Below are 22,508 nucleotides of genomic sequence, written 5' to 3'. Positions count from 1 at the left end.
GACAATGGACCGCAAAAAAATTCAAGGCTTTGAATTCACCGGAAAGGACGGGGAGTTCAAGCTTCAGCAACCGGATCATAGTAGTTTCTTATACTTCCCTCTAGTAAATGAGGGGGGAATGATGTCGACTGTAACCCCGAAGCTTCATGGTCAGGCGACAACAGGTCATAATACATTTTTAACACCGCCATTATCTGTTGAAGATTTGCATAATTCACGCGCCTCGCGTAATTTCTGGGTTTACGTCGAAGGCAAAGGTGCTTGGTCTGCAGCTGGAAACTCTGCTAAGCAAAATGCAGCGTTCTACACCCCATCTGCTGATGATGCAGTACTTGAGGCTGGATTTCTATGGCATCGTGTGACTCGCAGCAACTCTGAGATGGGTGTCAAAGCTGAGATTACCAGCTTCGTACCTAGCGGTAACGACAAGGTAGAACTTATGAAAGTTACGTTGACGAATACGGGAACAGGGGAGCTTACTCTTACGCCAACGGCGGTAGTTCCCTTGTATGCCCGTTCCGCAGATGATCTGCGCGATCACAGACATGTAACTTCCCTGCTGAACCGGATTTACACCTCAGCTTATGGTGTTGAGGTTCAACCTGCACTATCTTTCGATGAGCGTGGTCATCGCATTAATCACACTTCTTACGGTGTATTTGGTGCAGAAGGTGATGGCAGTCAGCCTGATGGTTTCTTCCCGATTCAAGAAGAATTTATCGGTGAAGGTGGAAGTCTTGACTGGCCAGAAGCTGTTATTCTGAATGCTACGCCAGAGATTGGTAAAGGTGGCGGCGTGGATAGAGAGGGTTATGAAGCCGTTGGTGGCCTTCGTTTTGCTTCAATTACCTTGCCTTCTGGTGCAAGCCATTCTTATGTCGTAGTTATGGCAATTGATAGTGATAGAATTAACGTTGAAGCGTTGATGAGTAAATATGGTACTTCTGAAGCTTTTGATCATCTGCTAGAGGAAACTAAAGCGTTCTGGGCAGACAAAGTGAATATGGTTGAATTTCATACCGGCGACTCGGATGCAGATCAATGGATGAAATGGGTAACCATCCAACCGGTCCTTAGAAGACTGTATGGTAACTCCTTCTTACCGTATCATGATTATGGAAGAGGCGGACGTGGTTGGCGAGATCTTTGGCAAGACTGTCTGGCACTGCTCATTATGGAGCCTGCCGAAGTTCGTAGCCTACTCTTCAACAATTATGCTGGTGTGAGAATTGATGGCAGTAACGCAACCATTATCGGTCAACAGCCAGGTGAATTTATCGCTGACCGTAACAATATCCCTCGTGTATGGATGGATCATGGGGCATGGCCATTTTTAACAACGATGCTCTATCTGGATCAGAGTGGTGATCTTGATTTCTTGTTGCAAGAACAGACTTATTTCCGGGATACTTTTATGAGTCGTTGTAAGGAACGTGATACTTCATGGAATACCTCTGTAGGTAGTGATCTTAGAACAGTTTCTGGAGAAATCTACAAAGGTACAATTCTGGAACATATTTTACTGCAAAATCTAGTTCCGTTCTTTAATGTAGGAGAACATAATAATATCCTGCTCGAAGGCGCGGACTGGAATGATGGCCTTGATATGGGGGCGGATCGCGGAGAGAGTGTAGCATTTACATCTTTCTATGCTAGCAATCTATTGGATATTTCCCGGGTCCTGCGTAACCTTAAGACTTCTAAAGGTCAGGAAACTGTTGAATTAGCCGAAGAAATGCAGCTACTGCTGGATACTCTTAACGAGTCTGTGGATTATGGTTCTGTATCAGGTAAGCATGAGAGATTGGATCGATATTATGCTGCCGCACCAAATAAGGTGAGTGGAGTTCGTGTATCTCTCGATATTGATAAAGTAGCTGATGATCTGGAGCAAAAAGCGGAATGGTTATTTAACCATTTGCGTAGCAACGAGTGGGTACAGAGCGAGAATGGCGATGGCTGGTTTAATGGTTATTATAATAACGATGGTGAACAGGTAGAGGGGGAATTTTCTGAAGGCGTTCGTATGACGCTTACGGGTCAAGTGTTCCCGCTTATGGGTCATGCAGCGGCTCCGGAGCAAATTCCACACATTATAGCAGCTGTAGATCGTAATCTGTTTGATGACAAGATAGGATACAGGCTTAACTCCCGTTTCGGTGGGATTCAGCAAAATCTGGGTCGTGCTTTTGGTTTTGCTTTTGGCCATAAAGAAAATGGGGCCATGTTCAGTCACATGACCATCATGTATGGAAATGCATTGTACAAACGTGGTTATGTAAAAGAAGGTCATAAGGTCCTTGAATCTCTTTACAGCTTGAGTACGGATTTCGAAAAAGCTCGCATCTACCCAGGTATACCTGAATATATTAACGAGCAAGGCAGAGGGATGTACACGTATCTAACAGGCTCCGCAAGCTGGCTCTTGCTAACCATGGTCACTGAAGTATTTGGTGTGAAGGGCAAGCTGGGAGATCTATTGCTAGAACCTAAATTAGTAAAAGAACAATTTGATTCCGAGGGTAAAGCATCAATTAAGACGATCTTTGCAGATCGTGAGTTTGAAGTGGTCTATAAAGCCACTGGAAGCTTTAACTACGGAGAGTACCAAATACACTCCGTTACGTTGAACGGCAGCGAGGTGACGCTGCAGCGCGGCTCAGGAAGTGCTGTTATTCCACGTGAGGAGCTACTTTCTCTGCAGACAGAGAAGCTTCACGTGATTGAAGTGACTCTGGCGTAATCTTAACTAGAATTTTTATAAACGTCTGCACCGTTATGAATAGCGGCTGCAGACGTTTTTTTGAAAATTATAAAAACTAAGGTTCTTCATAGATGATATAATGGGGCTAATTTACTTATTTGTTGAATGATTGAAAGGGGTTTGTGAAGGATGGGTTACAGGCTGTCAAATGGCGTATTATCTGTGGATATCGCTGATATTGGAGAAGATTATAAAGGGACTCGTTTTGACTGGACGGGGTTTATCACACAAGTTACGTTAGAAAGTGGTAACCATACGTTTTGTGTGCCAGAGAGCTTGAAGGAAGGCGAAGGTACTGGCGGAAGTGGACTATGCAACGAGTTTGGCATTTCCCGGGCAATTGGGTATGATGAAGCGCCGATCGGAGGCTGGTTTCCAAAGCCCGGAATCGGATTGTTACAAAAGCTGGATTCGCAGAGCTATAGCTTTCATAATAAATATCCACTAACCCCCTTTGCTGTTGATATGGAGGTTAGGGATGATTCGATTACATATACTGTCCAGCCGATGGAAAGTAATGGATACGCGATGCTTTTGACCAAAACGATCTCTATAAAGGACGACCAATTGAAAATTGCATACGAGTTGCATAACAAAGGGGATAAGCCAATCCAAACCGAGGAGTACATCCACAATTTCGTAGGAATTGATGGTTTGAATATAGGTTCGGATTTTGAGTTGCGCCTCTCGAATGGGCTCAAAGTAGAAGAGCCAGAATCTCAATACACGAATAATTTGCTAGAGGTATCTGGTAATACCCTTACTTGGTCAGAAGAGCCAGACCGGTCATTTTACTGCAAGCTGAGTGGCTGGGGAGGTCCAGAGGCTGAGTTCAATTGGGAGTTGGTTCATAAGCCTAGTGGAACAGGAGTACGCGAGAGCGGAGATTTCCCAGTAGCACGAATGGCGCTATGGGGAGAACGCCATGTGGTCTCACCTGAAGTTTTTGTGAACATTAGTCTTTTACCGCATGAAAGCAAGTCCTGGAGCCGAACTTATCATTTTTTCACATCATGATAAGCAGTAATCAAAGCTTTTATGTGAATAATTATACTTGCTGGTGTGTGAGATTATTGCTATCATAAGCGATATCCATATTGATAGGAGAGAAAGGGTGGGGAGTAGTTTTGAATAAGAGAGCATACAATTTTAATGCCGGACCGGCAGCATTGCCGCTTACGGTACTGGAACGCGCACAAGCGGAGTTTGTTGATTTCCGAGAAAGTGGAATGTCTATCATGGAGATGTCGCACCGTGGAGCAATCTACGAATCCGTGCATAATGAAGCGCAGGAACGTCTGCTTTCGCTCCTCGGCAATCCGAAGGGCTATAAGGTATTGTTCGTACAAGGTGGAGCAAGCACACAGTTTGCTATGATCCCTATGAACCTGATTTCCGAAGGCCAAGTAGGTAGCTATGTTATGACAGGTAGCTGGGCAGATAAGGCTTATAAAGAAGCTAAATTGGTAGGGGGCGCTCATGTTGCTGCTTCTTCCGAAGACAAGAAATTCTTAGCTATACCTGAATTGAGTTCGATTAAAGCTGCGGAAAATGCTGCCTACCTTCACGTTACTTCCAATGAGACCATTGAAGGAACGCAATATGCAGAATATCCGGATGCTGGCTCGATTCCGCTCATCGCAGATATGTCCAGTGATATCCTTTGCCGGCCAATCGATGTCAACCAATTCGGAATGATCTATGCTGGAGCACAAAAGAACCTTGGTCCTTCCGGTGTGACTGTAGTTATTGCTAAAGAGGAATTGCTCGCAGAATCACCTTCTAACATTCCAACTATCATGCGTTACAGCACTCATTACAAAAATAACTCTCTTTACAATACACCTCCATCTTTCTCTGTATATATGGTTAACGAAGTATTAAAATGGATTGAGGAGCAAGGTGGTCTTGCTGGTATCCATTCCAAGAACCTTGAAAAAGCGGGTCTATTATATGATCACATCGATGGAAGTGACGGCTTCTACAGTGGCGTTGCTGAGAAGAGCAGTCGCTCTATTATGAACGTTACCTTCCGGATGCAATCGGAAGAACTCGAAAAACGGTTTGTTAAAGCTGCTGAACTGGAAGGTTTTGTCGGCTTAAAGGGACATCGTAGTGTGGGTGGCTTGCGCGCTTCCATTTACAATGCAGTTCCTTACGAAAGTGTTAAAGCACTTTCTGATTTCATGAACCATTTCCGGCAAACTCAAGGTTAATGAACTCTATCGTAAACCTTCCGCCTATGGGTGGAAGGTTTTCAGTTTGTTTGGAGAAGCTATGGTTATGCACTAGAGTAAAACATCTGGCTATTAAGCCTTTAGAGAGGAAGGAACCATATAATGGCACTCCATATCGTATTAGTTGAGCCGGAAATTCCGGCCAATACTGGAAACATTGCGCGTACCTGTGCAGCAACAGGCACTCATCTTCACCTGGTTCGCCCGCTCGGATTCCGTACAGACGATGCTACATTGAAAAGAGCAGGATTGGATTACTGGCACGCTGTTAACATTGAATACCACGACTCTTTTGCTGAGGTACTTGAGAAGTACAGTGAGGGACGTTTCTTTTACGCAACGACGAAAGCGGAGAAGAGATATAGCGATTTTGATTTTCAAGATGGAGACTTCTTTGTCTTTGGTAAAGAAACGAAGGGGCTTTCTGCTGAAATTCTGGAAGCGGGTAAAGAAACAAAAATGCGCATGCCAATGAGTGATGCCGTGAGATCGCTGAATTTATCGAATTCTGCAGCTATTATTGTATATGAAGCCCTTCGACAGCTGGATTTTCCTAATCTTGTTTAGAAAAAAGACATTTTTTTTGTTTTTTTCAGCAGGATTCGACATTTTAATAACGAAATATAATGAATGAGCCGAAATATATAGTAGCTACAAATTATTAGTTGAACAGGAGAGGTGTACGTTAGATATGAAACCTGCTGGTGTAGTTCGCAAAGTGGATCAGCTGGGTAGAATTGTTCTGCCTAAGTCCCTGCGTAAAAGGTATCAGATGAATGAAGGCGACCCGGTTGAAATTTTGGTACAGGGTGACCATATCATCTTGGAGCGATACCGTCCAAAATGTGTTTTCTGCGGATCAATGGAAGGTGTAAGTGAATATAAAGATCGTTATATTTGCGCTGCATGCCTCTCAGAAATGACGCAATTGCCAAGACACGCCTAGGAAGTACATATTTACACATTTAGAATTCTGACAGCCAATAGTTTTCTAAATAAAGAAACTGTCCCATTCGTAGATTTCTCTACTTATGTGACAGTTTTTTTATTTCAGGCTTATAAAAGAAATGCCTCAGAGCCAAGTGGCTGCTGAGACATTTCTTGCTTATAGACCTTTTGTTTTGTCGTCGTTGTAAGATGAGGTAAGGATGCCGACCATAAATAACACAAATACGATAGTTACGATCCAAAAGGTTAATGAGAACGACATACTGGCACCTCCATTAGCAAATGTATTCGTTATCAAGATTATACCCTGCAAATCAATAAAAATAAACGCAAATGTGATATGTTGCATAGACATTTTACTATAATCATTTAAAAAACAGGAAATTTGTTGGTACAGCTCTAAGATTTCCGTCTGATGGCTTGTTGACTACTCTTCCATTGAAGATGAGTGATGACGATCCTCCACCATCCAGATTATAAGCATCCATGACACCCATGTTATATAGTTTGTTCTGAATTTCCTCTAGTCGGGCACCAGAGCTGCCAAGCTCATTATAGCCATCCGCTACAAAGATGAGAAGCTGATCATCCTTATAATTACCGATTACTGTACGTGGCGCCCGATTGGGGGATGTTTTCCACTTTTCCGGGATCGGTACTTTGACGTTATTCTTAAGTAGAACAGGCACAAAGGTTGCACCAAATACGGGTTCGAGTTGGTCTAACTGTGCGCGACTGTAAAATTTCCCGCCGATTAACTGTCCGGACTTGTTCAGACCTACGAAGCTGAGATCCTTGAATGTCGGCTCGAAACCATTGAGATACTTTCCATCAACGACAGTAGTGCTTAAGGGATAGCGTTTTCCGGCTTTATCCGCAAAACCTCCAGCATTAATACCTGCAATAGCACCATGACTTTGTACAGCGTGCATTGTAGTTTCTGCGCCACCAGTAGCTTCCTTCGCAAGACTCATCTGCATCGCAGTTGGATCCTTCAATTTGATCTTCAAAGCATAGGCCTTATAGTTACCTGGATTCAGCTTATACAGCTCGATTCTAATCCGGTCGCTAGTAAGGACCTCCGAAGGTATTCCAAGCTTGGCGGATATCCGGCGGTTATAGATAAGCTCAGGACGGCTCGCTTGAGTCTTCGCTGTCTCGACTAACTTATTCATAGCAGTAGTGGTTCCTTTATATAGCTTAGCGCTAGCGCTGACTGCATCTATGGTGTAGGATGCAGTACCTTCGGCTAGGGTTAAATCCTTTTTTAGGATAGCTGTTTCATTCAGAGGCCCTGAGATAGGTGCGAATTGTCCTACATCAAGATCCAGCTCGAGCGGTGGTCGATACCACCACATACATATCAGTAAACCTAAAAAAGGTGCGGTCAGAAGCATAAAGAAACGGTTCACTCTCTTGACTGGCGTCATCATTTGATCAGATCCATTTCTTTCTTCAAAGCTTCTAACTGTTTGCTAACTTCGCTCAATTGCGTATATAGCTTGTTACTATTGTCTGTCTTGGCACTTGCATTATCTTTAGTGAAGGTTAATAGTTCGTTAAAACTTTGCACTGTATTCTGCAATTCCTTCACTTCTTCAGTGAGAACGGCAATTTTCGACTCATAGTCGGTCTTCAGAACGGTAAGCTGCTGCTGGCTCTGATTGCTAAGTTCGCTCAGCACTTGCTGCTTCAAATGGTTTGTGTAGCTGTATACAGCATATACACCAATTCCAATCATCACGATCCAGAACAGTAAAAACCATTTTACGGAAGGGCCGCTTCTCACAGCAGCACGGCGCGAGTGTACCGGGGACGTTTCCGCTAGCGGTTGCATTTGATCACCTCGGGTTGGTCTTTTTTTCAAGTCCCCATTCTATCAGACTTTGACTAGTTTCGCAAAAATGTAAGAGAGTGTGAAAACTAGAAAAAGTAATTGCATCCTATTAAACTACTGCGATACAATTTCTATAGATTGGAATTTCTGATAGACGTACTCAAGGTAACCGGCGAGAGAATAAACGAACAAGTCATCATACTTCCTTGCTTGCGTTTAAACCGGAAACGCTGCGGCGCTTTCCTTTCTGGATGATTATATAAAGCAGGAGGTCTGGGCATTAATGATGAAGGTTTGGCAGGTGGTTATTGTGGGGTGTCATCCTACAAGTATGCTGGGGACAAAATTGATTTTGGAAGAGGGAGGAGAGCTTAAAGTTCTAGGAATGTATTCAACTTGGGACGAAGGCGCTTCCATCGTAAGGGAAAAGAATCCCGAGCTAGTGCTGGCAGATTATCATATGCCTGAAGGTAATATTGAGAGTGTGCTGTTAAATATGAAAAAAAGCTCACCAAACTCACATTTTGTCGTGATGACGGATGAAGACGGCAGGGATCTGCTACAGCCCCTCATAGAGCTGGGAGCCAGCGGGATATTCTCGAAAGGAGCTTCTCCTCATCAGCTTTTACAGCTTATCCTGGGTTTACGTGTGGGTTTTCTTTCAATGCCGTTAGAATGGATAGAAAAAGGATCCTGGCCGATTTCGACTTCTAAAGGACTGGATGATGTTCTTCAATTGACGCAGACAGAGATGTTTATTATGGAGCGAATCGTTCAGGGGATTACTTATGATAAAATAGCGCTTGAAATTGCAGTAAGTCGTCGTTCGATTGACAATTACTTGCGCAAAATTTATGTGAAGCTTGATGTTTCGACGCGAGCGCAGGCCATTGAGAAATTTGCTCTCTTTTCAAGACAAAACAGGCAAATCTACGCATAACCCAAGCTATACGACATAATGACGGGAAAGGCGGAATATTCTTGAAATAGAAGAAAGCATATCACGTTAAATGGATAATCGTCCTCGAAAGAGGGCAACTTAGCCATTTCTACTTGGTACTAGGGAAGGGGGATTTCGCATGCTTTACCAATTTTCTGCTCGCGCGCACACACTGCTATCGTCACCGCTTCTAAGTATTCGCACCCAAACACGGAGAAGCTCCATGATATCGCTTGCTGAAGAATTACCAGCGGAAGAACTGTTCCCATTATCGCTGCTTGCCGAAGCAGCCTCTACGGTGATATCTGCAGATGCAGGAGCACTTCAATATGGTGATCCTGCAGGGTATGGTCCACTTCGGGAGTGGCTTGCCGGGGATTGGCTCAGAGAAAAAGGGGTAACTGTTACTGAGGGTGGAGTTCTGCTAACAACGGGGAGCCAGCAAGCGATTGATTTGTTGTCGCGGGTGTATATTGATCCGGGAGATCGTGTATTAGTAGAAAATCCGACATCTCCAGGATTCTTGCAAACTCTTCGGATGCAGGGTGCCATCATTATTCCTGTAGAGGGTGACTTGGATGGGCTTCATCCAGATCATTTGCGGAGGCAAATTGAACTGCATAAGCCTAAGATGTTGTTCGCAACACCAAGCTTTACGAATCCAAGTGGCATCCTATGGAGCCTAGAGAGACGGCGTGAGGTGTTGGATCTTTGCATCGCGTATAACATCCTGATTGTAGAAGATGATTCTTATGGTGATCTACACTTCCAGAAGTATGGTGAACATTGGGCCACAAGATATCCATCCTTGTATGCGCTGGAAAATATAAGTGATGGCGGACACGTATTATATATCGGTTCGTTCAGCAAGACCGTTGCGCCCGCGCTGCGGACGGGCTGGGCTGCAGGTAGCCGGGAAGTGATCGGGATGATGGCTGCTGCCAAGCAGATGGCAGACTGGCAATCGAGCGCATTAAATCAGCGGCTCTTGCATCATTTGTTGGATGTGACCGCTTTTGATCTTCGTGAGCATATTGCGCAGCTGAACCGAGAATATAACACCCGACTGAAGTTAATGGTTGAACTGCTAAAACGTCCAGCTTGGAAAGGAAGCTCCTACGACCTGCCGTCAGGAGGTATGTTTCTATGGGTATCTCCACCGGAGGGAATGGATGTTATGGCACTGCTAAAATGTGCGCTAGGTAAGGGAGTGGCATTTTTGCCAGGACCGTTATGTAGCGTAGATGGAAGCGGAAATCACATTCGTCTTAACTTCAGCCATCCCGGCAGGGATGAGCTGCTACTTGGTATGAATCTGATGAGCGAGGCGGTTAAGGAGTTCACGGCTCGGAGTTAGGTGGGTGCTGATTAAGGAATCTGATGGATCGGACGTATTAAAGTAACGCACAGGTTGATGAGCGGTCATATGCGCAGGTAGATGTGTGGGCAGATGAACTGGCAGAATAATGTATGACACACCCTGGAAGTCATAAGGGACAGAGTGGTGCATTAGGCAAGGAGTAGAGTGCGGGGGAGGTCATTATAGGGGATTTCTCCCTATAACTGGCGGATTTATATTCTGGAATGGAGATTATAGGGAATCTCTCCCTAAAAATTTCGGGAAAAGCCCTTTTTATGGAGCAATCTATGCATTTATAGGGAGGAAATCCCTATATCTCGGTTTTTAGCGCGTATATTGAGGAATTATAGGGATGATTTCCCCTTAATTCAACTTGTCAGCTTGAGATTAATACTTCGAAGGTTAGTTCTTTTTCTATGGCTTAACGGATTGGAACACAAAAAGCATCCCGTCGATGGGATGCTTTTTGGCGTTACCTAGACATTGTTACGTGTGCATTAGAATAATAAGTTTAAAGTCCGAGTAAATGATTAGAACCTGATTAAAAAACGAAAATCGAATTAAAAGATCAAAATCGAAGTGAAAGATCAAAATTGAAGAAAATGATAAAAGTCCGAGTGAAGGATCAAAAGCAGAGAAAAAGATAAAGGCTCCAGCAAAAATTTGAAATTGAAAGAATTTTTTGCTTAGCATAGGCAAGCTAATTACTGTGATGATTGCTGTCATGGGGTACGCCGCCAGTTATAGCGGCGTATTCTACTAGCGCGGCCTGACCGGCTGGGGTCAGGGTATAGCGCCCACGGCTGACACGGTGGAACCAGCCGTAGTAGTTGTGCTGCAGCATAGCGGCGGCGTTCGGTACGCCGCTACGCTTCCGCAGCTCGGCCGGAGAGATCCCGGCCGAGCGGGCGCTTGAGGCAGCGCTAGGGGCACCGCTTCGCGTGCCAGCCGCCGCTGCCTCCCGTGCTGCCGTGTCCCCGGCAGCACGCCCCCCTCCGGCGCTGAGCTCAGCGCCGGAGCCTGTGCAGCGGTGCTCGCCGCTGCACGTTTGCCCGCTGCGAGCGAAGCCTTCGCAGCGGCCTTCTCGGCAGCGACGGCGGCTTCCGCCTCCGCTGCCTGCAGAGAAAGCGCGACACGCAGCGCTTTCTCACGGTAGGCCGTCACGAGCTTGACGCGCGTGCTGCCGCCGGTGTTGTAGTCTCCGCTGCGCTCGCGGAACTCATAGAGCAGGCGCTCGCGCCGCCGCTTGTTGCTGCGCTGCGCAGGTGGCGTCTCGTCCGGCTCGACGAGCACCTCGACCAGCGGGGCCTTGGTCTTATAAAAAACAACGGTGATCAGCCCGAGACCAAGGCGGCGGCACAGTCCGCTAAGCTCGCCCCAGCGCTGGTTTACCGCTCCTTTTTTATCACGGACACGTTCTACTGCGAGATAGACCGTAGGACTGAGCTTTAGCCGTTCCACGCCTTGCAGGAGCAAGGCGAGGTTGAACGATTTTTTCATCTCTACGATTAGAGGCTGCTCTAAATCCTCACGAATACCCACCAAATCACAAGTCCGAACCTCACCCTTGATGCTGTATCCTTGTTTTTCAAAAAAAACCTTCAAAGGAGCATAAAGCTCCGTTTCATGTCGTATCGCCATAGTGTCACTCCCGTAGCTCTTTTTTTCGGGTTCTCATTAAGGTTTTACTGCGATTTTATGATTCTCTATTATAGCACAGCAAAAAAGAGGTCAACTATTCCGCGCTTGCCGCATAGGTATGTAATACACTTTTTAACGCTATAGGAGAGCAAGTAGGAGCGCAAGAGGAGGCAGCGAGCAATGGATATTTTTGAGCGAATAGCTTCGTATCGGGCTGAGAACGACCGTTTGGCGTGGAGCGGGACCTTCAAGCAATATATAGAACTTTTGAAAAAAGACCCCTCTCCCGCAAAAACCGCTCACTCCCGCGTTTATGACATGATCAAGTCGCATGGCGTAGAGGACATAAACGGACGCAAACGTTATAAGTTTTTTGAACAGGAGATTTTTGGACTTGATCGTGCAGTCGAAAAGTTAGTGGAGGAATATTTCCATTCTGCAGCACGCCGGCTAGATGTTCGTAAACGGATTCTGTTATTGATGGGACCTGTCAGTGGGGGGAAATCGACCCTAGTCACGCTGTTAAAAAGAGGTTTGGAACAATACTCGCGGACGGATGCGGGTGCGGTATATGCGGTTGAGGGCTGCCCGATGCATGAGGATCCACTACATTTGATCCCCCTGGAGCTTCGTCCAGAGATTGAAAAAGAACTCGGTGTGCGTATTGAGGGCAACTTGTGCCCGTCCTGCCAGATGCGGCTGAGAAATGATTATGCCGGAGATATTGAGCAGGTTAAAGTGGCTCGTGTCATTTTGTCAGAAGAAGAGCGGGTAGGGATTGGTACTTTTAGTCCATCCGATCCGAAGTCGCAAGATATCGCCGATTTGACAGGAAGTATCGACTTTTCGACCATTACTGAATTTGGTTCGGAATCCGATCCACGCGCTTACCGTTTTGACGGAGAGCTGAACAAAGCTAACCGTGGGCTGATGGAATTTCAAGAAATGCTCAAATGCGACGAAAAGTTTCTATGGAACCTGCTGTCATTGACGCAAGAAGGCAATTTCAAGGCTGGCCGGTTCGCGCTGATCAGTGCGGATGAAATGATCATAGCTCACACCAATGAAACCGAGTATAAGTCGTTTATTTCTAATAAAAAGAATGAAGCGCTCCAGTCCCGTATGATTGTGATGCCTGTTCCGTATAACCTCAGAGTATCGGAAGAGGAAAAAATCTACGCGAAGCTGATCGCCCAGAGTGATATGAACCATGTGCATATTGCGCCGCATGCGCTGCGTGCCGCTGCTATTTTCTCGATCCTGACCCGTCTGAAAGAAAGTAAAAAACAAGGCATGGATCTGATCAAAAAGCTTCGCATGTATGATGGTGAAGAGGTCGAGGGCTACAAAGAAGCAGATCTCAAGGAGATGCAAACGGAGTATTTGGATGAAGGAATGTCTGGAATAGATCCGCGGTATGTTATCAACCGGATTTCCAGCGCTTTGATCAAAGGTGATCTGCAGTGCATGAACGCACTGGATGTGTTGCGTGCAATTAAAGACGGCCTAGATCAGCATCCATCGATTACAAAAGAGGAACGGGAGCGTTATTTGAACTTCATCTCCATTGCCCGCAAAGAATATGACATTTTAGCTAAAAGCGAAGTGCAAAAGGCCTTCGTCTACTCCTTTGAGGAGTCCGCCAAGACATTATTTGAGAATTATCTCGATAATATCGAAGCCTTCTGCAATTGGTCCAAAATCCGCGATCCACTGACGGATGAGGAGATGGAGCCGGATGAAAGGTTAATGCGTTCGATTGAAGAGCAAATCGGTATCTCTGAGAATGCGAAAAAAGCGTTCCGGGAAGAGATCCTGATCCGGATTTCCGCGTATTCACGCAAAGGGAAGAAATTCGAGTACAACAACCACGACCGCCTACGGGAAGCGATTGAGAAGAAGCTATTCACAGATCTCAAAGATATCGTCAAAATCACCACCTCGTCCAAAACGCCGGATGAAAGTCAGCTTAAACGGATCAATGAGGTGTGCGCTAGACTTATTGATGGGCATCACTATTGCCCAATTTGCGCTAATGAGCTGCTGAAGTATGTGGGAAGCTTGCTGAATCGGTAAGCACATCAGGATGAACATAGGGTAGTAAGAATAACAGATATACAATGAAAATGAGCTGTGCTCGAAGTCGATTATGACGGAGCAAGCTCATTTTTTTTGTTATATAGATACAATTATTAACTATATATCCTTCGTACGAAGATTTTTATATTCCTTTGGAGTAACGCCGCTGTATTTTTTAAATACGGTTGAGAAGTATTGTGCACTAGAAAATTGGAGTTTTGAGGATATTTCTGTGATGGAGAGTTCTGTATTACATATGTAATTCATGGCTTTATCAATTTTTGTGATACAAAGATAATCGTTCACCGATATATTCACGTATTGTTTGAAAATTTTCGATAGGTATCGGGTAGTTATATTACAGTTGCTAGCGATATCGTCTAGTGTGATATTGTTTTCTACATTTTGTCTAATGAAATGGATAGCTCGAATTGCTATGGGATTATTTATTCTGAATACTTTACGAACACTTTTTTCAATCTCGCGAGATAATAGAAACAGTAATTCGTAGATATAAATATTTGCTAGCGACTTGTGGTACATATTTACTTCAGTATTTACTTCTTCGCAAATACGATCCACACATGAAAGAATCTGTTTCGTATATGGATGGAAGGTATAGGCTATATGTCTATCTGACATATAATGTAAAAATCTGATATATTCATTTACTTTGGGGTCTGCTGCAATAAAGTTTTCTGGAGAAAAGTGAACTTGTAGGAAGACGGCTTCTTGATCTGATTTTACATGAAAAGAGTGAATCATATGAGGGAAGATGACCATTATTTCACCTTTATGAACGGTAATCCTCTCACCATTAATAATGATGTCACATTCTCCTTCTTTCATTAAACAGATTTCCAGATTCTCATGGCAATGAGGTCCAAAAAAATAACCTGGTTTCAAGGTGCGCTCTAATGCATTATAGATTAATTCCTGATCAGACTCATGATATAAGAGATCAACAACTCGGTTCATAATAATCGCCCCTGATAGTATTCAGACATTTGTGTCAAAATTCACCACTTATTATCACTCAGTGTATCATTGAAACTATTAACATTCCAGAACTAATGTGGGGCGTATGGGTAGAATAATAATTGATTTTAGTTCTGTATTTCAAACGGATTTTTCAATATTGGTTATATTTTGAAAGTATAAATCGAATAAAATTGTTAAAATCAAAAATGTATTTGAAAGCGTTTTAATTTATATCCAATAGACTATCATAAGGGGGAAAGGTACGATGCGAAAAAAGGTTGGGAAAAAGATTTATCGATTCATGATTTGGATGATGATTTTTTTAATGGCTACAAGTCAATCAATCATATATCCAAGAAGTACGTCTTATGCTGCTGAAGGAGAAATTGGTGATTCGTTAAGTGCAGTTCACGAACAAGTAATTAAACGTATTTCTCCAACAAATGTTCAAACTTCCGTTGGTGAACCACCAGAACTCCCTTCGGTAGTACAAGCAGTTTACAGCGATGATTCCATCGGCGAAGTAATGGTTAGCTGGGATGAAATCGATCCTTTAAGTTATGCGAAGGTGGGCACTTTTAGCGTAGAGGGAAATGTTAAAGCCTCGGATGTCAAAGCAGAAGCGACTATTACGGTAACGGATACACAAGAGGGTACAATTGAAGAGGCGAACATAGAGGACTTCTTAAATGACATCAAATTAAATGTTCCTGAGGGTCAAGGGGCAGTATCGTATACAAATAATTATCAGTCAATGGAACCGGAACCAATGACGTTCGTTAAAGGAGCAGGAACAACTTCTGTAAATAATGGACTAACCATTGCGATAACTAAAGTGGATGGCGGTGGAGCGATTGCAACATGGGATAAAGCTCCATGGCTATCTGCCGGAATTATTGATACAACGATGCGCTATTCAAGTTCAGTTTCAAGTAATGTTGGTTTTGTTATAGGATCAAATGATACGAATCAAGGGGTGTCTATCCGTTACGATGCCAATACAGATTGGGTAATTCAAAGTCCGGATGGTTCAGGTAATTGGGAAGTATTCGAGGGTCCTGAACTGAAAACAGATATAGATTATCGAATACAAATCGGCTTTCATGGTACGAAGCTCGTGGTTATAGTAGACGGAGTGACATACTACAATAAGGATACGGATTTATTGAATCAGTCGACAGGGATTGGTCAGGTAGGTCTATATAAACGTTTTGCAACAGGAAATGTCTCTATTAAAGAGTTACGTATTGCAGGTGTAGGTACAAAAGATAAACCTTCAAATGTCATTGATTATGTTCAAGACTATGAAGATCCTAATTATATACCTCATTGGTCAGGTTTAAATGCTCAAGTAGTGACCGATCTTACGGGTAATAAAGTTCTTTCTCTGAAAAAAGGCACAAAAGAACGGGGTGTAGATCTAGATTCCCCACAAATTCAAGAGGGTACACTCTCGTTAGATTTCAGACTGATTAATCCAGCAAAACTTGGTAGCGGTCAAGGCTTTGCGTTTGGTTTTAGAATGAATGAAACGGCGAGCATATTCAATGAGATTGGGGTTGACCCTAGCATCTGGATACCAGAGTCTAACTCGGGTTGGGGAAGTAAATTAAATATTCCTTACCCGATCCAAGGCAGATGGAATAATCTCATGTTCAATTTTAAAGGGAAAACAATCACGGTATTTCTGAATAAAAAGGAGATCGGTGATATTACTTTTGCGCAATTCTCAGAAGTAGCTGGGTACTTCGGTCTTCGAATTCGAAGTACGGTAGAATTGCAGATTGATAATATACACTATACAAATCAGATCATAAAACCCAAACAAATTATTCAGTATAGTAATGATTTTCAAGACAGTATAACAGGCGACTGGAGTAACGGTGCAACGTCTACCATTATTACAGAAGGTAGCAACCGAATTCTAAAGTTATCTGGTCTGAACGGTGAAACATGGAATACTGATGCTCCGCTCCTACAGAGCGCGACTTATATGGCTAGTGTGAAACCTACGAATACCAATATCGGATTTGCTATTGGTAACAATGCTCTAATTACATTTGATGGTGCGAAATGGATTTTGAAAAAGGGTAACACCATCATTGATTTTGTTGCATCTGGTACTAGTACTAGTAGTTCAAATCCTAAACCTTTCGTCTGGAATAAAGTGGGTTTACAATATTCCGACTCCTCTGTAACCCTAAGCATTAACGGGGCTGAATTGTATGCAAGCTTACCGGCAGGACAGCAATTCGGAGAAGGACGTTTTGGGGTTGTTGCTCAGGATACCATATATATCGATAATATTCTTTTTACCGAAGAGTTTATGGATATGAATACTTCTACACAAACGGACAAAATGATTTACGAGGAATATTATGAAGGTAATTCTCAGCTTAGTTGGGATGGATATCATGCGACACCGCAAGTTATAGATGGATATTTGACAGGGACTATTGATGCTGGAGCAACTGCTTTTAATAGAGATATAACAGCAGTATCAAATGGGATCTATCAAGTGAAAATGAAGAGTGATGGTGAAGTTGGTGTTAAACTGGGCAATATCACCATATATCAAGAGAGCGTGGGGAAATGGAAATATCAGTTGGAAGGTAGCGAAGCTGCCATTGGCAATGCTGATGCCATTGCAATAAGCAAAGATTATATTTTACGTGTGCAGGTCATTGAGAAGGAATTAAGCCTATATATAAATGGAGTATTGGTCGGTAATGTACCAGTATCTGCATATTCACCAGGAGCATTTGGCTTATATAACACAACTGATGCTGCAATTAAGGTGAATGTAGATGCAATAACCGCAGAAGAAATCAGAGTATACCAACCGAATTATTCGGCACAGAATTGGGGCTCTCTGGATAGTAGTAATCCGGTGGTAGAGAGTAACGGAGATGGTCAAATTCAATTGAACATGCCAGGTGTAGCACTAGCCGTGGATAAGGATAGCCCTAAATTGATGGATCAGAAGGTTACTTTTGATTACAAAACAAATGTAGACGCTGGAGCAACTGGTGGGCGATATGGATTTATATTAAGAGGATCCACGGATAGCGCATATGTATCGGTTAATCATGACATTAACGGCGTTTGGAAATTATTCGCAAATGGGAACGAGGCTACTTTCTCAAACTCATATGTGATGCTAGCCGATACACTTTATCATATCGAACTTCGTTTAGTAGGAACTACCATAAGTTTCAAGATTACGGATTCCGATGGCGTGACAACGGATATGGGATCGGTATCTGAAGAAGAAATGACTATGCAGCCAGGTTGGCTTGGACTTCGATCTTGGTATGGAAGTAAGAAGATGACGGTGAGCAATGTAAAGATGGTAGAGCTAGAGTCACTACCTAAGCTTCAGGTTGCCTCAGAGACAGATACGATCACTAAAGATGGTTTAAACGTTACAGTATATAAAGATTTCCCGGGTATTGTTGAATATCAAGTTGATGAACGTAAACTACAGGCTAGCGAGGAGCAAACGAATAGTCTGAAGATCAACAATATGGATTATGTGCCTCGCACCATATCTAATAAAGAGAGCGATAGTAAGTATCAGTATACAATGATGATTGACGAGATTGGTGTTGTCATCGAAGCACATATTGAGGCGAAAGCGAATCATGTCGTACGTTTTGAAATTGATAAAATAACTGAAAAACCGGATGGGTTTGTTGTCCGTTCGATTCAAATTAACAATTCTCTAATCCATGTGAATAGCGCTATGGAAAATGCAACGTATGCATGGAGTAAATCGGATGGAGCATGGCACGGATTAACAGAAGAACTGGTCGATAACATGAATCTCATGAAACAGAGTAGCGCTTCAGGCGTTACGATGGCTATGGTGAGCGGAAATGGCTTGGGAGCATCGATTGAAGACAATGTAATCAGCGGTGGCAATAAACTGATTGTGACCACGGAAAAGAAACCACTTGTCAATAAAGTGACAGTGAAGCCGGGTACTTGGACGTATCGCCATCTTCAAAGTAATGAAACGGAAGAACTGCCTTGGTATGAGGTAGTTGTGACAAATGATCGGAATAATGACGGGAAAACAGATTGGCAGGATGCAGCTGTTGCTTATCGGACGAATATTTATAAGGAGCCATTTGGTGCTCGAGATATGCAGAACAATATGATGTACATCGCATTCAACTTTGCTAGCCAGGCAAATGATCCTTTCTTGAATTCGTTGGATACGGGTAAAATTCTGTACAATTATACAGATGGCTTTGGGCAGATGGTTCTTCATAAGGGGTATCAGGCAGAGGGCCATGATGATGATATTCCATCCTATTCCAACATTGGTGTGAGGCAGGGTGGATTGGATGAATTAAACTATCTCATCAATGAGGGGGATAAGTATAATCTTAACGTGGGTGTTCATCTCAATGCAACAGAGTATCAACTTGATGCTAACGAACTGAATTATTCCAACTTAAATGGAGCATCATCAAAAGGGCCGACAGTAGATAGGCTTTCCGGAGGTTGGGATTGGATTGATACTTCTTATTATGTTGATCAGACGAAGGATGTCTTGAGTGGCAATCTAGAGTCACGGTTCAAAAACTTATTTAATCTGACGAAGGATTCTTCCAATCCGAATGATCCTACATTAGACTTCTTCTATATTGATGTGTATACAGGCAATGATTACAATGCCTATAAATTGCTGCAATACGCTAATAATCTTGGACTAAAAGTAGGAACGGAATTTGCTGGTCCATTAGAGCCCGGTGTGGATTTTGTTCACTGGGGTCCAGATTTAGGATATCCGAATAAGGGGAATTCTAGCATTCTATCAAGAATAGTGAAGAATAATCTAGATATTTTCGTTGGAAATGCCTTATTCAAAGGACAAAAAATACCAGGTGTGACAACATGGGGAGATTCCAAACCGGATGTGCAGCAAGGTGTAACCGTATTCTTCAATGAAGTATTACCTACGAAGTTCATGCAACATTTTGGTGTTATGAAATATGAAGAGGATCAAATTACGTTTGATAACGAAGTGATCTCTAAGAGAAATAAATTAACGAATATGATTGAGTTATCTAAAAATGGCAAGCTCATATCTTCTTGGAAAGATACGGGGACGACAACAGACGAATCAGAGCGTCATACTGGTGAAGCGAATTCGTTAATTCCTTGGGTTTGGGATATGAAGACCAATAAGATCTTGGGTGTAAACGAAGGTGCAAGACTATATCACTGGAATACAACAGGCAACGCGACAACTTGGCAGTTGACGGATGAATTTAAAGATGTGAGCCAATTCAATATGTATGAGCTGACACAACAAGGCAAAGTGTTAGTCGATACAGTTGTTGCTCATGATGGATCTCTCACGATAAATAAGGCTAAGAAAAATACACCTTATGTGCTTTATCCTACATCAGCGGATGCTCTAGTATTGGTCCCTGCTGCAACAAATTGGGGTGAAGGCAGTCTTATTAAGGATTTCGCGTTTAATTCTGAGCAATTGAATGTTCCAGGTTCCTGGACAGCTGATGATCTAAGTAATATTACAATCAAGACAGTGCAAGGTGATCGCGAATACGATACCAGCAAAGAAATGAACAAATCGAATTGGAATAAATACGCTGAGGTTGGAAACAAAGCGGGTATCTTGTCTCAGGAAATTAATGGACTACAGCCTGGTGAGGATTATACTGTCGGGGTGTGGACTCAGACGGAGAAAGGAAGAAAATCTTCTCTGCAGGTTACAATTAACGGCAAAACCTATTCTAATCATGTGACAGGGCAGGACGGTATCCATAACTCATCCTTCAAGTATGTCGATACAACATGGCAGAGAATGAATGTTGAATTTAAGGTTCCTGAAGGTGTTACTACTGCAACAGTGAAGTTGCTAGCTGATTCAGGAGTTGGTACTGTACAATTTGATGATGTTCGTATTTGGAAGCATACGTCAGTGGAGAAGGATCCTACGAATAAAAATTATGTTGTGTATGAGGATTTCGAGAATGTGTATGAAGGTTGGGGTCCATTTGAGTATGGTGGTGGGTCTAGACAAATTCATATTGCAACTGACCAAAGTAATCCACACGATAACAATCCTATCGTTCAGGCAGCTGAGAACAAAGTTGGTCCTGTGATGACTTGGGTTCTGAATGGTGAAAACTCGCTAAAAATGAATGAAACAGATGTGGGTAAACTCATTAAAACAAACGAATCTAGCGTGAAATTGAAGCCAAATAAAGAATATGAGTTAGGATTTATCTATACTTCAGAAACGAATGTTGGTTATGAAGTGTCGGTACAATCACGTTCTTCAAAAGAGATTGTATTAAAGGAAACGCTAGGTAATTTAACCAATCCAGGCAATAAAGCTGGAGAAAATGGCGGTTATATCCGATTCAAGCAAAGCTTTACAACCGGTAATCAGGATGATTATCAAGTAATTTTCAAAATGATTACCAAAGGTTCGGGAAAAGCTACATCTGATTTTGCTTTTATTCTAGATGATTTTTATATTAAGGGAAGTAATCTAGATATCTCTAAAGATCTTCTTCAACAAACGATTACCGATGCAGCAGCATTAAAGAGTTCAGATTATTCATCTGAAACCTGGGCAATCGTTGCGGCTGCTCTGGATAAAGCGGAGAAGATTCTGAAGGACCCTAGCGCTACGATCACTTTACTAGATGAAACGCGAGTAGAGCTTGAAAATGCAATAAAAAGTCTTGTATTCGCTCTTACCATTGTAGCTATAGAGGATGTAAAGATTGAAACCGAAGTTGGCTCCGCGCCGAAACTGCCTGCGGAAGTAACTGTGACCCTGAGCAATCATACGATACAGAAAACGTTGGTTGTATGGGATGAGATTCATTCTTCGAGTTATGCACAAGCGGGGAGCTTCCAAGTAAAAGGCACGGTTGCTGGGACTGATATGAAAGCAATAGCGATTGTAACGGTCAAAGCAAAGGAAAGTAATCAATCAGGGACAGATTCTGGCAATGTTTCTGACCCAAGTTCTAACCCAAGTTCTAATCCAAGTTCAGGTGCGAAACCGGAGACTACTCCAAATCCAGGAACCGGCTCAGATCAAGGATCTGGAATCAAACCTAAATCCTTTATCGATACCGTGGGTCACTGGGCAAATAAGGATATTCAGGCTTTGGTGAGTAAAGGTATCTTGAGGGGTGTCACAGATCAGAATTTTGCTCCGGACAAGACGATTAATCGTTCTGAAATCGCAGCGATCCTGGCACGAGCTCTAGGTCTTGAAGTAAAAGGGTCAACGTCATTTAAGGATGTGCCGCAAGATAAATGGTACAGCGATAGTGTTATTGCTACGGCAGATGCTGGGTTGATTAAAGGGTATGAAGGTAATTTGTTTGATCCGACGAAACCTCTAAGCCGTCAGGAAATGGCAGTTATTATGGCAAGAGTACTTGAATTGAAGGGGAAATCTCCTAAAATATCAGATGCTTCACAAGCTGTACTAGCTACGTATATAGATGCGGATCAGGCAGGGATATGGTCTAAGCAGGCATTGGCTACTTGCATCGAATTGGGTCTAATCCAAGGGACCCCTGATCATAAACTCAATCCGAAGAGTAATCTGACTCGTGCGGAAGCTGCAGTCATTATCAGCAGATTATTAACGTATTTAGGTTAGGAATATTCAATCGAATTGTTAAAAGTGAAACAGGCATTCGTCTACTCTTTCC

At 43.1% G+C, this 22,508-nt stretch carries 13 protein-coding genes and 1 pseudogene; 9 read left to right on the top strand and 5 right to left on the bottom strand.

The window, feature by feature from the left end:
• Positions 1-4 precede the first annotated feature (4 nt).
• From MKY52_RS00935 to MKY52_RS00915, 5 genes are all read left to right on the top strand, one after another.
• On the top strand, positions 5-2,743 hold the full coding sequence (locus MKY52_RS00935) for a GH36-type glycosyl hydrolase domain-containing protein (protein ID WP_341049314.1): 2,739 nt from the start codon (positions 5-7) through the stop codon (positions 2,741-2,743).
• Between the two features lie 150 nt (positions 2,744-2,893).
• Positions 2,894-3,781: a hypothetical protein gene (locus MKY52_RS00930; RefSeq protein ID WP_341049313.1), complete on the top strand. Its 888-nt coding sequence runs from the start codon at positions 2,894-2,896 to the stop codon at positions 3,779-3,781.
• Positions 3,782-3,891: 110 nt separating this feature from the next.
• A complete protein-coding gene (gene serC / locus MKY52_RS00925) occupies positions 3,892-4,980 on the top strand; it encodes a 3-phosphoserine/phosphohydroxythreonine transaminase (protein WP_042186243.1) in 1,089 nt (362 codons plus the stop codon).
• A gap of 123 nt (positions 4,981-5,103) precedes the next feature.
• Entirely contained in the window at positions 5,104-5,568 is a 465-nt protein-coding gene (gene trmL, locus MKY52_RS00920; protein WP_042125678.1) for a tRNA (uridine(34)/cytosine(34)/5-carboxymethylaminomethyluridine(34)-2'-O)-methyltransferase TrmL, read from the top strand.
• A 124-nt stretch (positions 5,569-5,692) separates the two neighbouring features.
• Positions 5,693-5,947 carry an AbrB/MazE/SpoVT family DNA-binding domain-containing protein gene (locus MKY52_RS00915; protein WP_039871533.1) on the top strand — a complete coding sequence of 85 codons (255 nt, stop codon included), beginning with the start codon at positions 5,693-5,695 and terminating at the stop codon, positions 5,945-5,947.
• Positions 5,948-6,314: 367 nt separating this feature from the next.
• Here the strand turns inward: MKY52_RS00915 and MKY52_RS00910 are convergent, their stop codons facing one another.
• Together MKY52_RS00910 and MKY52_RS00905 are read right to left on the bottom strand one after the other, a co-directional pair.
• Positions 6,315-7,382 carry a phosphodiester glycosidase family protein gene (locus tag MKY52_RS00910; RefSeq protein WP_341049311.1) on the bottom strand — a complete coding sequence of 356 codons (1,068 nt, stop codon included), beginning with the start codon at positions 7,380-7,382 and terminating at the stop codon, positions 6,315-6,317.
• Positions 7,379-7,786, bottom strand: coding sequence for a hypothetical protein (locus MKY52_RS00905; protein ID WP_042186244.1), 408 nt, complete (start codon positions 7,784-7,786; stop codon positions 7,379-7,381). The genes MKY52_RS00910 and MKY52_RS00905 overlap by 4 nt, the downstream gene beginning before the upstream one ends.
• A 283-nt stretch (positions 7,787-8,069) precedes the next feature.
• On the opposite strand from MKY52_RS00905, the gene MKY52_RS00900 reads away from it, so the two are divergent.
• Both MKY52_RS00900 and MKY52_RS00895 read left to right on the top strand, forming a co-directional pair.
• On the top strand, positions 8,070-8,726 hold the full coding sequence (locus tag MKY52_RS00900; protein ID WP_042186245.1) for a DNA-binding response regulator: 657 nt from the start codon (positions 8,070-8,072) through the stop codon (positions 8,724-8,726).
• A gap of 139 nt (positions 8,727-8,865) precedes the next feature.
• Entirely contained in the window at positions 8,866-10,083 is a 1,218-nt protein-coding gene (locus MKY52_RS00895) for an aminotransferase-like domain-containing protein (protein WP_042186247.1), read from the top strand.
• Positions 10,084-10,786: 703 nt separating this feature from the next.
• Here the strand turns inward: MKY52_RS00895 and MKY52_RS00890 are convergent.
• Positions 10,787-10,933: pseudogene (locus MKY52_RS00890) on the bottom strand (DUF2161 family putative PD-(D/E)XK-type phosphodiesterase); the annotation flags it as partial.
• Positions 10,870-11,727: a DUF2161 family putative PD-(D/E)XK-type phosphodiesterase gene (locus tag MKY52_RS00885; RefSeq protein ID WP_341049309.1), complete on the bottom strand. Its 858-nt coding sequence runs from the start codon at positions 11,725-11,727 to the stop codon at positions 10,870-10,872. The pseudogene MKY52_RS00890 and the gene MKY52_RS00885, both read right to left, overlap by 64 nt.
• A gap of 180 nt (positions 11,728-11,907) precedes the next feature.
• Here MKY52_RS00885 and MKY52_RS00880 point away from each other — a divergent pair, with 180 nt between their 5' ends.
• Positions 11,908-13,803, top strand: a complete 1,896-nt coding sequence (locus MKY52_RS00880; protein ID WP_042186251.1) for a PrkA family serine protein kinase — start codon at positions 11,908-11,910, stop codon at positions 13,801-13,803.
• 120 nt (positions 13,804-13,923) lie between these two features.
• On the opposite strand, the gene MKY52_RS00875 is transcribed toward MKY52_RS00880, so the two are convergent.
• The gene (locus tag MKY52_RS00875) at positions 13,924-14,784 is read right to left on the bottom strand and encodes a helix-turn-helix transcriptional regulator (protein ID WP_042125692.1); all 861 of its coding nucleotides are present in this window, start codon (positions 14,782-14,784) and stop codon (positions 13,924-13,926) included.
• A gap of 268 nt (positions 14,785-15,052) precedes the next feature.
• Here MKY52_RS00875 and MKY52_RS00870 point away from each other — a divergent pair, with 268 nt between their 5' ends.
• Complete coding sequence (locus MKY52_RS00870) at positions 15,053-22,456, top strand: endo-alpha-N-acetylgalactosaminidase family protein (RefSeq protein ID WP_341049306.1); 7,404 nt, start codon at positions 15,053-15,055, stop codon at positions 22,454-22,456.
• The last annotated feature ends 52 nt before the right edge of the window (positions 22,457-22,508 follow it).

The organism is Paenibacillus sp. FSL P4-0184, from assembly GCF_038004625.1.
In the GTDB taxonomy this organism is placed as follows: domain Bacteria; phylum Bacillota; class Bacilli; order Paenibacillales; family Paenibacillaceae; genus Paenibacillus_AQ.
Note: the sequence above shows the minus strand (reverse complement) of the source record. Positions and strands in the feature narration are given on the sequence as shown.

What these genes read in the sequence shown, in the direction of transcription:
- MKY52_RS00935 (WP_341049314.1), top strand. Translation starts at nt 5, where the DNA reads ATGGACCGCAAAAAAATTCAAGGCTTTGAATTCACCGGAAAGGACGGG.
- MKY52_RS00930 (WP_341049313.1), top strand. Translation starts at nt 2,894, where the DNA reads ATGGGTTACAGGCTGTCAAATGGCGTATTATCTGTGGATATCGCTGAT.
- trmL (WP_042125678.1), top strand. Translation starts at nt 5,104, where the DNA reads ATGGCACTCCATATCGTATTAGTTGAGCCGGAAATTCCGGCCAATACT.
- MKY52_RS00915 (WP_039871533.1), top strand. Translation starts at nt 5,693, where the DNA reads ATGAAACCTGCTGGTGTAGTTCGCAAAGTGGATCAGCTGGGTAGAATT.
- MKY52_RS00910 (WP_341049311.1), bottom strand. Translation starts at nt 7,382, where the DNA reads ATGATGACGCCAGTCAAGAGAGTGAACCGTTTCTTTATGCTTCTGACC.
- MKY52_RS00905 (WP_042186244.1), bottom strand. Translation starts at nt 7,786, where the DNA reads ATGCAACCGCTAGCGGAAACGTCCCCGGTACACTCGCGCCGTGCTGCT.
- MKY52_RS00900 (WP_042186245.1), top strand. Translation starts at nt 8,070, where the DNA reads ATGATGAAGGTTTGGCAGGTGGTTATTGTGGGGTGTCATCCTACAAGT.
- MKY52_RS00895 (WP_042186247.1), top strand. Translation starts at nt 8,866, where the DNA reads ATGCTTTACCAATTTTCTGCTCGCGCGCACACACTGCTATCGTCACCG.
- MKY52_RS00885 (WP_341049309.1), bottom strand. Translation starts at nt 11,727, where the DNA reads ATGGCGATACGACATGAAACGGAGCTTTATGCTCCTTTGAAGGTTTTT.
- MKY52_RS00880 (WP_042186251.1), top strand. Translation starts at nt 11,908, where the DNA reads ATGGATATTTTTGAGCGAATAGCTTCGTATCGGGCTGAGAACGACCGT.
- MKY52_RS00875 (WP_042125692.1), bottom strand. Translation starts at nt 14,784, where the DNA reads ATGAACCGAGTTGTTGATCTCTTATATCATGAGTCTGATCAGGAATTA.
- MKY52_RS00870 (WP_341049306.1), top strand. Translation starts at nt 15,053, where the DNA reads ATGCGAAAAAAGGTTGGGAAAAAGATTTATCGATTCATGATTTGGATG.